At 36.5% G+C, this 12,188-nt stretch carries 10 protein-coding genes; 8 read left to right on the forward strand and 2 right to left on the reverse strand.

Annotated elements, in window-relative coordinates; translation table 11 throughout:
- The first annotated feature begins 808 nt into the window (after positions 1 to 808).
- Together J6O61_RS14880 and J6O61_RS14885 are read left to right on the forward strand one after the other, a co-directional pair.
- Positions 809 to 1,633, forward strand: coding sequence for a ParA family protein (locus J6O61_RS14880; RefSeq protein WP_292214814.1), 825 nt, complete (start codon positions 809 to 811; stop codon positions 1,631 to 1,633).
- A 3-nt stretch (positions 1,634 to 1,636) separates the two neighbouring features.
- Entirely contained in the window at positions 1,637 to 2,290 is a 654-nt protein-coding gene (locus J6O61_RS14885) for a hypothetical protein (protein WP_292214816.1), read from the forward strand.
- Positions 2,291 to 2,346: 56 nt separating this feature from the next.
- On the opposite strand, the gene J6O61_RS14890 is transcribed toward J6O61_RS14885, so the two are convergent.
- On the reverse strand, positions 2,347 to 2,631 hold the full coding sequence (locus tag J6O61_RS14890) for an HU family DNA-binding protein (protein ID WP_013282588.1): 285 nt from the start codon (positions 2,629 to 2,631) through the stop codon (positions 2,347 to 2,349).
- A 221-nt stretch (positions 2,632 to 2,852) separates the two neighbouring features.
- Entirely contained in the window at positions 2,853 to 4,223 is a 1,371-nt protein-coding gene (locus tag J6O61_RS14895) for an MATE family efflux transporter (protein WP_292214818.1), read from the reverse strand.
- Positions 4,224 to 4,393: 170 nt separating this feature from the next.
- Between J6O61_RS14895 and J6O61_RS14900 the strand changes: the two genes are divergently transcribed.
- The 6 genes from J6O61_RS14900 (at position 4,394) to J6O61_RS14925 (ending at position 12,181) form a co-directional block, all read left to right on the forward strand.
- Positions 4,394 to 6,013, forward strand: coding sequence for a response regulator transcription factor (locus tag J6O61_RS14900; protein WP_292214820.1), 1,620 nt, complete (start codon positions 4,394 to 4,396; stop codon positions 6,011 to 6,013).
- A gap of 5 nt (positions 6,014 to 6,018) precedes the next feature.
- Positions 6,019 to 7,347, forward strand: coding sequence for a sensor histidine kinase (locus J6O61_RS14905; RefSeq protein ID WP_292214822.1), 1,329 nt, complete (start codon positions 6,019 to 6,021; stop codon positions 7,345 to 7,347).
- Positions 7,348 to 7,479: 132 nt separating this feature from the next.
- Entirely contained in the window at positions 7,480 to 8,475 is a 996-nt protein-coding gene (locus J6O61_RS14910; protein ID WP_292214823.1) for an ABC transporter substrate-binding protein, read from the forward strand.
- 85 nt (positions 8,476 to 8,560) lie between these two features.
- The gene (locus J6O61_RS14915; protein ID WP_330613796.1) at positions 8,561 to 10,069 is read left to right on the forward strand and encodes a sugar ABC transporter ATP-binding protein; all 1,509 of its coding nucleotides are present in this window, start codon (positions 8,561 to 8,563) and stop codon (positions 10,067 to 10,069) included.
- Between the two features lie 3 nt (positions 10,070 to 10,072).
- The gene (locus J6O61_RS14920) at positions 10,073 to 11,140 is read left to right on the forward strand and encodes an ABC transporter permease (RefSeq protein WP_292214824.1); all 1,068 of its coding nucleotides are present in this window, start codon (positions 10,073 to 10,075) and stop codon (positions 11,138 to 11,140) included.
- Entirely contained in the window at positions 11,141 to 12,181 is a 1,041-nt protein-coding gene (locus J6O61_RS14925) for an ABC transporter permease subunit (RefSeq protein ID WP_292214826.1), read from the forward strand.
- Positions 12,182 to 12,188: the final 7 nt, after the last annotated feature.

Raw genomic sequence — 12,188 nt, forward strand, 5'->3', positions numbered from 1 at the left:
AAAATGAATATATAAATCAATATGTTACATATATAACATATTGATGATATGTATATAATTTTTATGTACGGATTTATAAAGTTTGATAAGAATAATGAGAACTGGCAAAAATAAGCAAATCTATTAAAAGTATATGAAATATATAATACATATATATGGGATTAACTAAGACATAATATTAATAAGTAATAAATATAATGCCTCAGGCCTGCAAACATGGCATTATAGTTAAATTGAAGAGAAATTAAGATAAAATGATATATATGATATATAATATTTACAATATAATCAATAACTATGAGAATTCTTATTGAATAATAATATATGATAAATATGATATACAAGTAATATATGTAGAAATCTAAACTAAAAACACATAGATATATAAAATATATAACAAATATCATATATAGAAAAGTTGTATCGCTTATAATAAGAATGGAAGCATTGCCTATAGATATATTATATATATAGTATAATATATGTAATAAATATAATAAATATAATAAATGCTTAAAAAACATAATAAATAACATAAATGAATTATGTGTGTTATATAACTCAAATAATGTATAAATAAAAAAATAGAATTGTCATATAAAATAAATAACAGAATGATTATATAACAAATATAATAGATATATTAAATATAATAGATATATTAAATATAATAGATACAATAAATATATGATATGCTAAATATATCTTTCATATTTATTATTGAAAATGAAATGCTATGTGGATATAATGTTTTAGGAATATAAAAGAGAAATATAATATATAACAAATATATGTTATAGGAGGGTGTATGCGAATTATAGCATTTAGTAATCAAAAGGGCGGAGTTGCAAAAACTACTTCCAGTTATGCTATGGCAGTAGGTCTTTCAAAAAGAGGATATAAGGTACTTGTTGTTGATGCTGATCCACAGGAAAATCTTTCGATGACAGCTGGAATCGACCTTAACGAAGTTGATCCTGATCCTGAAGATATTGAGGCATTAACTCCGGAACAAAGAGAATATTTTGAAAAAAATGTTCCTGCAAAATTATTTGAAGTAATGGCCGGAGATAAGGATATAAATAAAGCGATTATTCCAATTGCTGAAAATCTGGACCTTATAGTAGGCGGAATAGATCTTGCATCTGCAGATATGACATTTTCAATGTTAGGACGTGAAAAACTGATTAAAGAGGCATTTTCAAAAATAAAAAAGGAGTATGACTTTTGCATATTCGATTGCAGCCCTGCATTAGGTGTCGTTCTGATGAATATCTTAACAGTTGCAGATGAAGTAATTATTCCTTTGGAGCCCGGGGCATTTTCTTTGCAAGGACTTTCAAGATTATATAAGTTTATAGGACAGATTCACGATTTCACAAATGATAAGCTTAAAGTGGACGGAATACTTGTAACTAAAGTAAGAAATACAGCAAACGCCAAAATATGGATAAATGATATAGAAGAAAAAGCAGAACTATTAAAAACTTCTGTTTATAAATCAAAAATCAGACTTAATGTATCTGTTGAAGAAGCACAGACAATGAAAATGGATTTGTTTGAATATGCAGGCGGATCAAGTGCGGCAAGAGATTATGATGATTTTATAGATGAATTTTTAGGGGAGGAATAAAATATGGCAAGTAAAGCTAGCATGTTGAAATCCGGTGTCAGAAAAACAGGAACAGGATTATTTGCAGGAATGCAGGCAATTAAGGAAGAAGAAATAAAAGAAGACGTAAAAGAAGAAAATAAGACTGTAAAAGAAGAGAAACCATTAGAAGAACCGATTATAGAAAAAGAAGTAACAATTGAGAAAGCTGTAGAAAAGAATGTTGAAGAAAAAGTTGAGCCGATTCCACAACCTCAGATTCCGGTCAATACATACATAGCACAGCCACAGATTCAACAGGAAATTCAACAGCCGGTGCAGCAGTTTGTTCAGTCCCAGCCTCAGCCTCAACCATCGATGGCAGCTGTTCAGTTTGAACAACCAATCAGACAGAGCCAAAATCAGCCGGTATATGTTCAGCAGGTACAACAGCCGGAAGTTATACAGCAGTCAAAAAGTAAGGCAGTAAAAGGTGAGAAGAGCAGTAGATACGAAAAAGAAAAATTTCTTTTATTGGATATCAGAGGCCTTAGAGATTATGTTGAACATATGGCTAAAGCTGCTAATATGTCAGCCACCAAGTATATAAGAAATCTTATTGAGATAGATATGCAACAAAATATGGATATATATGAGGCTCATAAGGCATTGGAAGAGAGACTGAAAGAAAGAAGATAGGAAGGACATAAAAAAGGTGATTACAATGAGTAATCACCTTTTTAAAATCAATATAATTATTTCTTCTTGCCGTTAACAGCATCCTTAAGAGCTTTACCAGCTTTGAATTTAGGAACTGTAGCTGCAGGAATCTTGATAGCTGCGCCAGTCTGAGGATTCTTACCTGTTCTGGCTGCTCTCTTGGCAGTCTCAAATGTTCCGAATCCTACGAGCTGAACTTTCCCCTTTTTCTTAAGTTCCTTTGAGACAGCTTCTGTGAAAGCCTTAACAGCCTTCTCTGAATCCTTTTTAGAAAGACCAGTCTCTTTTGCAATAGCATCAACAAGTTCTGTCTTATTCATGGTATATACCTCCCTCAAATTGAGTATTTACACTACTAGGGAAAATTTTACACCCATTTTATGTACTTCACAAGTATTTAAAGCCGAAAAAATGCCAAAAACTGTAATGTTTTTTAGTGCATTATTCTGAAATGACACGTAAATCGGGATGATTTAAACGCAAAAGGTTGACAACACAGAAAAACAGGGCTCTTATAAAATATAATTCTATAAACTACAGATTAGAGGCTTGTCATCATAGTCTTATATAGTTTTCTAAAAAATATAGTCGATAATACAAGCGAGGCAAGTTCAGCTATTGGAAAGGCAAACCAGACAATTTCAAGTTGGCCTGTTTGGGCAAGTAGCCATGCGACTGGAATAAGAACAACAAGCTGTCTTCCAACAGAGACAATCAGTGAGTAGAAGCTCTTCGAAAATGCCTGGAAAATTGATCCCATAGCAATGCAAATGCCTGCCAGAGGGAATGAAAGACTTATTATCCTAAGAGCAGGAATACCGATTTGAATCATATCATCTGAAGCATTAAAGAACGATAAAAGTAGCTCAGGAATAGATTGAAAAGCAATTGTGCCAACTATCATTATTGATAAAGCAAGAACCAATGAAAACGTTAAAGCTTCAGATATTCGCTGTTTATTTTTGGCACCATAATTATAAGCCAGAACCGGAATAAGTCCGTTGTTAAGGCCGAAAACAGGCATAAAGAAGAAACTTTGAAGTTTAAAATATACACCGAATACAGCAGTTGCAGTTGATGTAAACGATCCTAGAATTAAGTTCATAAGATAAGTCATAACAGAACCGATAGACATCATGAGAATAGATGGTATGCCGACATAATATATATCTTTAACAGTGGTTAAATCGATAGCAAGAATTTGTTTAAAGGAAAAGTGTATTTCTTTATTGTAATTTAAATTGCAGTACAGACCAATGCATGCACCAATACATTGACCGAAAATAGTAGCATAAGCTGCACCGGCTATGCCAAGCTCAGGGAAGGGACCGATACCGAATATGAGCAAAGGGTCAAAAATAATATTGATTATTGCTCCGGAAGCTTGTGAGAGCATGCTATAGAATGTTTTGCCGGTTGATTGAAGCAAGCGCTCAAATGTCATTTGAAAAAACAAGGCAACAGAACAGCATGCAATTATACGAAGATAGGTTGATCCGTAAGACAAAATAATCTCGCTATCAGCCTGAGATTTAATAAAACCTTCAGCAAAGAAAATACCGATAATAAGGAAAAATATATAGTTAAAGAACGTTAACAATAAACCTGTGTTAGCGGCAGAATCAGACTTCTTAAAGTTCTTTTCACCAAGTGATCTTGAAAGTAGAGCATTAATTCCTACACCTGTTCCGGACCCCAGAGCAATCATGAGATTCTGCATAGGAAATGCTAAAGTTACCGCTGTAAGAGCATCCTGACCGGCATTAGGAGAAGTACCGATAATCTGTGATACAAAAATGCTGTCGACAATATTGTATAATGCCTGAACAAGCATTGATATCATCATAGGTAAAGACATAGATATAATTAGTTTTTTTACGGGCATAACGCCCATTTTGTTCTCTTTTATCATAAATTCATCCTTTGTTAAGAGTTAAATAGCCGTAAAAGTATAACATAATATGTAATTTATGTATATACAAAAAAACTCAAAAATGCCGTAAGCAAGCGGATTTTTTACTTTAGGAATTATTGAAATAATGATAAAATGAAGCGGGGAAAATGTTTTTAGGGGTTATTGGTATGGTAAAAGTGTTTCTTGTGGAAGATGAATTTGTTGTTAGAGAAGGCATTAAGAACAATATAAATTGGGCTGCTAACGGATACGATTTCTGTGGAGAGGCATCTGACGGGGAAGTTGCATACTCTATGATCCAGAAAGTGCAGCCGGACATATTGATTACTGATATTAAAATGCCTTTTATGGATGGTCTTACTCTTAGCCGCATGGTCAAGGCGGAATTTCCATGGATAGAGATTATTTTATTAACAGGATATGAAGATTTTCAGTATGCAAAAGAAGCGATAAGAATAGGAGTTTCCAGTTATTTGTCAAAACCTATAAGTGGAAATGATCTTCTTAAAGAAGTTGGCGCAATATCAGAGAAAGTAGAGGAAAAGAAAGCAGAACGAGAAGCAACAAAAAGATATGAAGAAGAGATGAAAGAGCGCAATGAGTTGGATAAACAGGCATTTTTTGGCAAGCTTATCAATTCGAACTATGGTGCTTTTGAATACATAGAAATGGCAAAAAAACTGTCAATTGATATTACAGCGCTAAAATATAATATTCTCCTTATCAAAGTATGGTCAAAAAAACATGAAATAGGAGAATATTCTAACAGTGTTTTGAAAATCGAGGAAGGTATAAGAACTATAGCTGTAAGCAACGGAGCAATATGCTTTAACCTTGATCTTGAGGGATTGGCGCTATTATTTAAAGGCGATGATGACAACACAATTAGCAGAAACATTGAGATTGCAATTCAAGAGATGGTGGAGCTTTTCAAAGAATATGATAGCATACGTTACTTTGCAGGAATCGGTCAAAGCGTCAATAGAATAACAGAGATCAGTACTTCTTTTTCATGGGCAAGCAGGGCATATGCTCATATGTATCTTACTTCGGACAATGGATTTATGGTTGGATCAGAGGAAGAACTAAAAAATTCGAAAGAAGACGTCATTTTATCAGAAATAGATCCCAAGCATATTGACAGAAAGCTTGTAAAGGAGTTTTTGAGAAGGGGAGAAATTTCGGAAACGGAATTTTTCTTGGAAGAATTCTTTAACGGCATGGGGAAAAATGCTATCCGATCAACGATGCTAAGGCAGTATATATCTATGGATCTGTACTTTTGCGTCACGGATTTTGTTTTAAATGAGCTCGGACTTTCAAGAGAAGAACTGGATGACAGAATAAGTGCTCCCAGTGCAGATGTTTTAGGAGATGAGAAAAAGACATTTGATTATATGAAAAAAATAATGAATAAAGCTCTTTTGATAAAGCAGGATAATGCTATTGGAAAATACCATGACATAATGAATGATGCTGTTTCTTACATTGAACAGCATTATGCGGAAGAAGAATTGTCTTTGAATTCACTTGCGGCTCATGTTAATTTTTCTCCTAATCATCTGAGTGCTGTGTTTAAGCAGGAGACAGGCCAGCCGTTTATAAAATATCTGACAGATTATCGTATGGAACAAGCCAAGGACTTGTTATGCACAACCTCGAAGCGAAGCAATGAGATAGGGGCTTTAGTGGGATACAAAGATCCACATTATTTTTCTTATCTTTTTAAAAAGACTCAGGGACTTACTCCTACACAATATAGAAACGGATTGCGCAAGGAGGAGTAAAGCAAATGTTCAGTGGTCATAGGATCAAGCAGCAATCAAAACTGGCTGCTCAGATAAGGCTTTCATATCTTATATTGCTACTACCCAATCTGGTATTTATGATATATGCGTTATATAACCTGTTTTTGGTTAGTGAAAGGTATAATACAATGTTGAATTCAGTGGTTACAGCAAGTGAATTCAGCCTCGATTTTAAGGAAGATTTTGATTACGAAACATATTTGCTGATAGTAGGAAATGTTGCACCGGAGGATTCAAATATACCGACACTTTTAAATGATGCAAAAGGAGTTGTCGATGGGTTAAAGGGATATACCAACACAGACGACAATCAAAAGCGTCTTTCAAGTGCAGAAAAATACCTTAAAAATCTCGAAATATACATTGATAGAATAAACAATAATCTAAAATCTGAAGATAAATATGAGGACAATATGCTCATATGGGAGAATGACGTTCAGATAGTAACTTCCCTTCTTCAAGAGACTATTAATGAGTACATCTATTATGAAAATAAGCAAATTCAGGTTGCGCAAGCTAAGAATAAGGAAATCTTTCTGGATATAATAAAGATTTCATTTATAATAACGATTGTTATATTTATGATAATTCTGCTGGTTTCATATGTGGGCCCGATTTGGATAACAAGACCTATAGAAGAACAGGTCAAGCAGGAACAGAAACAACTCAGGAAGGCTGAATTTGAACTATTACAGGCTCAAATCAATCCACATTTTCTTTATAATACTCTGGATACAATTATCTGGTCGGCTGAAGCAGGGAATCAGAAGCAAGTTGTAAACATGGTAAAAAGCCTGTCGGATTTTTTTAGGGCATCACTTAATCGTGGAAAAGAGATTGTTACGGTAAAAGAAGAGCTGCAGCATGTAAGAAGTTATCTGGAGATACAGCAGATACGGTATCAGGACATATTAAGTTATAAAATTGAAGTAGAGGATACAATTTATGACTATAGTATTCCGAAGATTACAATTCAGCCTGTTGTGGAAAATGCACTGTACCATGGAATAAAAAACAAAAGAGGCGGCGGATGCATAACAGTTACAGGTAGGGAATATTCGGGACACTTTGAAATCTCCGTAGAGGATGATGGAAAAGGAATGACACCGGAAAGGCTTAAAGATGTAAGTATGGCCCTGAAAGCTGAAAAACTGGAAGAGAAAAATGCGGTATACGGACTATATAATGTTAACCAGAGGATTAAACTGAATTTCGGTGATGAATATGGTATGGAAATAGATAGCACATATGACAAGGGAACAAAAGTTGTAATAAAACTCCCAAAAAACTTAACTGAAATCGTAGAAAAATGAAACAAAATGAAATGATAATAAAAAAATTAACTTAATTACAGTATTATTGAATTTAATATTTCCTCCTGAAATTTAAAATGTGCTTAAGAGGTTGGGAAACCTAAACACAAACTATTTTAGGAGGAAATTGTTATGATGAAGAAAGTATTGTCAATCGCCATGGCATCAGCCATGACACTTGGTCTTGTTGCATGCGGAAGTACGGCATCAACAGGCACAACTACAGAAGCTCAGTCTTCTTCTGGAGACCTTATTAAGGTCGGGATTATCAATAACGACCCTAATGAATCAGGCTATCGAACAGCCAATGACGCAGATCTCAAAGCAAAATTCACTAAAGAAAATGGCTATGATGCATCTTTTGCCTATAGTTTAAAGAATGATGAACAGATTCAGTATGCTCAGACATTTATTCAGGATGAAGTTGATTATCTTCTTCTTTCAGCAGCTGATACAGCCGGCTGGGATTCGGTTCTTAAGGATGCACAGGCTGCAGGAATAAAGGTTATTCTTTTTGACAGAACAATAGATGCGGATGCAAGTCTATATGAGGCCTCAATCGTATCAGATATGGCAAAGGAAGGCCAGACTGCTGTTGACTGGCTGGCAGGCCAGAACCTTTCAGAATATAACGTAATCCACATTCAGGGTGTTATGGGGTCAGCTGCTCAGCAGGGACGCAGTGGAGCGCTTGACACAAAGGTTGCTGCAGAAAGTAATTGGAATATTGTAAAACAGCAGACTGCAGAGTGGAATGCAGAGAAAGCACAGCAGATTGTTCAGTCAGTTATCGATTCCGGAACACCGTTTAACGTAATCTATGCTGAGAACGACGACATGGCAAAGGGAGCGGTTGCAGCTCTTGACGCTGCAGGCATTTCTCACGGTGTTGGCAAAGATGTTGTAGTTATGGGCTTTGACTGCAATAAGTGGGCACTTGAAGAACTCCTTAATCAGAATTGGAACTATGATGGACAGTGCAATCCTTTTCAGGCTAGTTACATTGATGACATCATCAAGACATTAGAGAGTGGTGGAACACTTTCACAGAAGACAATCATCATGGATGAGAAGGGCTTTGATGCAACAACAATTACACAGCAGGATGTTGATACATACGGAATCTGATTAAGTAAAAAGAATAAACGCGGTGCGGCAATGATCCGTAAGGACTACCGTACCGCGTTTTTTAAAAGAAATAGAGGTAACGCCGGTGGAAGAAAAACAAGTGTTAACGATGCGAGGCATCAATAAATCATTTCCCGGAGTAAAAGCCTTACAGAATGTGGATTTTTCTTTGAACAAGGGAGAAATACATGCTTTGATGGGGGAAAATGGAGCGGGAAAATCAACGCTGATAAAGGTTCTGACAGGAGTATACGTAAAAGACTCAGGTACTATCTGTCTGGATGGAAGAGGGGAAGTGCAGATACATTCCCCACAGGATGCGCAAAAACTCGGTATCAGTACTGTTTATCAGGAAATAACTTTATGTCCTAATCTTACTGTCGCTGAAAATATGTTTATCGGTAGAGGAAAGGGGCTTTTAACAGATTGGAAGTCTATGAATGCTGATGCAGAAAAGCTTCTGCAAAAGCTTGACATACCTGCAAAGGCTACGCAGCAGCTTGCCAATTGTTCTATAGCTGTGCAGCAAATGGTAGCAATAGCAAGAGCTGTTGACATGGATTGTAAAGTGCTGATTTTGGATGAGCCTACATCTTCATTGGATGAACAGGAAGTATCCAAACTATTTGGCCTTATGAGAGATCTAAAAAAAATGGGGGTTGGGATTATTTTCGTAACTCATTTCCTTGATCAGGTTTATGAAGTCTGTGACAGAATCACAGTGCTTAGAGATGGTCAGTTAGTGGGAGAATACGAGATAAAAGACCTTCCAAGAGTGCAGCTTGTTGCAAAAATGCTTGGAAAAGAAATGGATGATCTGTCTGATATTAAAGGTGAGAATGAAGAATATTCCGGGAAAGACGCGGATGAAAAGGTATTTGAGGCATCAAAGCTTCAAAGTGATGCTGGAATTGCACCATTTGATTTCTATATCAAAAAGGGTGAGGTTAATGGCTTTACCGGACTGTTGGGATCGGGGAGAAGCGAATGTGTAAGAGCAATCTTTGGAGCAGACAGAGTTATCGGTGGACATGTAAAGGTTCACGGTAAAGAAGTTAAGATAAATAATCCGTTGGATGCCATGAAAAATGGCATAGCTTACCTTCCTGAGGATAGAAAGGTAGATGGAATTATAGGAGATCTGTCTGTAAGAGATAATATTATTCTGGCTCTTCAGGTGCTCACAGGCTTTTTTAAACCATTCAGCAAGGCAAAAGCAAATGCTTTTGCAGATGAATACATAAAAAAGCTTAATATCAAAACGGCATCTGCTGACACGCCAATCAAATCGCTTTCAGGCGGGAACCAGCAAAAGGTAATACTGGCAAGATGGCTTTTGATGCATCCTGAATATCTTATTTTGGATGAACCGACAAGAGGAATTGATGTAGGGACAAAGGTAGATATACAAAAGTTAGTATTAGAGCTGGCTTCAGAAGGGATGAGTGTTACATTTATTTCTTCTGAAACTGATGAGATGTTAAGAACGTGTTCAAGGTTGATAGTTATGAGAGACAGAAAGGTTGTAGGTGAACTTTCAGGTGAGGAACTTACACAGAACAAGATCATGAGCACAATTGCAGGGGGAGAATAAGCTATGAATAAGCAAATGATAAAAAAGATAACGGGCAATCAGCTCTTTATTCCGCTTATGGCACTTATACTTCTGGCAGTAATAAATCTAGTCAACGACCCGGGTTTTTTTAAAGTTACATTGGGGACAAATAATGCGGGAAATCCTGTTTTGTCCGGATATCTGATAACAATACTCGATTATGGCTCGGAATTGGCTATTTTAGCAATAGGAATGACATTGGTGACAGCTGCGTCAGGTGGACAGGATATCTCAGTAGGAGCAACTATAGCAATTGCGGGCTCTGCAATGTTAAGAATTCTTTGCGGTGGTAATTCCAGACCGGATACAATTCAGGCTCCGATAATTGTGGCCTTTTTAGTGGCATGCGTGGTTGGTATGCTCTGTGGAGCATTTAATGGAATACTTGTTGCGATATTTAAGATTCAGCCTATGATTGCGACGCTGATATTATTTACCGCAGGGAGGTCAATCGCTGCGTGGATTAATAACAATGAGCTTCCGATCGTCCCTGATCCGAAATTTGCATACTTTGGCGGATTTATACCGGGAATACCTGTTCCAACTACAGTATTTATCGTAATTATATGCATAATCATAATGGCATTGATTCTTAAATATACTAATCTTGGTCTATATACGCAAGCTGTGGGAATCAATGAAAATTCCTCAAGACTTAACGGGATAAACCCGACATTTATCAAGTTTTTGACATTTGTTATATTGGGATTGTGTGTAGCGGTTGCGGCGCTTATAAAGGTTAGCAGACTTTCAACCATCAACTATTCTGTAATAGCAAAAGACATAGAGATGGACGCTATTTTGGCTGTGGCCCTTGGGGGGAATGCACTTTCAGGCGGGAAATTTAACATGTGGGCTTCAATACTTGGTGCGTATGTGATTCAGTTCCTTACAACAACGCTCTACAAATTCAATGTTCAATCTGATGCTCTTGCAGCATACAAGGCAGTAGTAGTTATTTTACTCGTTATTTTCTCTGCACCGACAGTCAGAGAGTACATACGTAGGCTGGCAAAACAGCTTCCGATGTCAAGAAGGGAGGCTGCATAAATGAAAAACACCAAAGAAAAGACAAGTATATTTAACAAAATGAGCGACACGAACCTGCTTTTAACAATTACAGTCGTTATTTTCTTTTTTATGTACATTGGGGCTGTTTTGTTTCAGGGAGGTGGTTTTACTAAGCCACAGATGTTTTTTAACATTCTAAATGCCAATGCATCGCTCATAATAACGGCTTGTGGAATGAGTATAGTTATGATAAGCGGAGGAATTGACATTTCTGTCGGAGGTGTTGTGGCACTTGTGTCAATGTGCTGCGCGGTGTATCTGGATTATCATGACGGAAGCATCATAGGCTCTGTTTTAATAGCTTTAGGCATAGGTTTGGCTTATGGTTTGGTGCAGGGAGTTCTTGTAGCATATTTTGATATACAACCGTTTATTGTTTCACTGGCAGGAATGTTTTTTGCCCGGGGAATGACTACAATAGTTAATACAGCTCCATTTAATGTCGAAGATCCTGAATTCAATGCACTTAAACTCACCAGAATAAATGTTCCGGGACTTGGTACGGTGAACAAAAAGGGAATATATGTGCCGGCATATGTTGAAATTGGTGTGTTGGTTGCACTTCTGATTGTGGTAATATTATTTTTAGTACTTCGCTATACAAGACTTGGAAGGAGCTTATATGCTGTAGGTGGAAATAAGCAGAGTGCATTGATGCTTGGAATCAATGTTAAAAGAACAAAGTTCTTATCTCATCTTATCTGCAGTATACTGGCAGGAATTGGCGGCTATGTGTACTTTTTGCATGTAGGTTCCGGTGCCGCAAGCCACGCGATGGGTATGGAAATGAATGCTATCGCCTCATCTATTATAGGCGGAACGATGCTTACAGGTGGTGTAGGTAATATCATCGGAACATTGTTTGGGGTTCTTTCACTTAGCACAATCCAGAATATAGTTGCATCCGCCGGACTTGATCAGGCATGGTGGACAGGAATTACGATTGCTGCTATGCTATGTATTTTCCTGCTTATCCAAAGTATTGTAATGTCTCAGAAGAAAAAGGCACTTAAAATATAAGGACATA

The organism is Butyrivibrio sp. (genome assembly GCF_017635265.1).
In the GTDB taxonomy this organism is placed as follows: domain Bacteria; phylum Bacillota; class Clostridia; order Lachnospirales; family Lachnospiraceae; genus Butyrivibrio.

What these genes read in the sequence shown, in the direction of transcription:
- J6O61_RS14890 (WP_013282588.1), bottom strand. Translation starts at nt 2,631, where the DNA reads ATGAATAAGACAGAACTTGTTGATGCTATTGCAAAAGAGACTGGTCTT.
- J6O61_RS14900 (WP_292214820.1), top strand. Translation starts at nt 4,394, where the DNA reads ATGGTAAAAGTGTTTCTTGTGGAAGATGAATTTGTTGTTAGAGAAGGC.
- J6O61_RS14910 (WP_292214823.1), top strand. Translation starts at nt 7,480, where the DNA reads ATGATGAAGAAAGTATTGTCAATCGCCATGGCATCAGCCATGACACTT.
- J6O61_RS14880 (WP_292214814.1), top strand. Translation starts at nt 809, where the DNA reads ATGCGAATTATAGCATTTAGTAATCAAAAGGGCGGAGTTGCAAAAACT.
- J6O61_RS14920 (WP_292214824.1), top strand. Translation starts at nt 10,073, where the DNA reads ATGAATAAGCAAATGATAAAAAAGATAACGGGCAATCAGCTCTTTATT.
- J6O61_RS14895 (WP_292214818.1), bottom strand. Translation starts at nt 4,223, where the DNA reads ATGATAAAAGAGAACAAAATGGGCGTTATGCCCGTAAAAAAACTAATT.
- J6O61_RS14885 (WP_292214816.1), top strand. Translation starts at nt 1,637, where the DNA reads ATGGCAAGTAAAGCTAGCATGTTGAAATCCGGTGTCAGAAAAACAGGA.
- J6O61_RS14905 (WP_292214822.1), top strand. Translation starts at nt 6,019, where the DNA reads ATGTTCAGTGGTCATAGGATCAAGCAGCAATCAAAACTGGCTGCTCAG.
- J6O61_RS14925 (WP_292214826.1), top strand. Translation starts at nt 11,141, where the DNA reads ATGAAAAACACCAAAGAAAAGACAAGTATATTTAACAAAATGAGCGAC.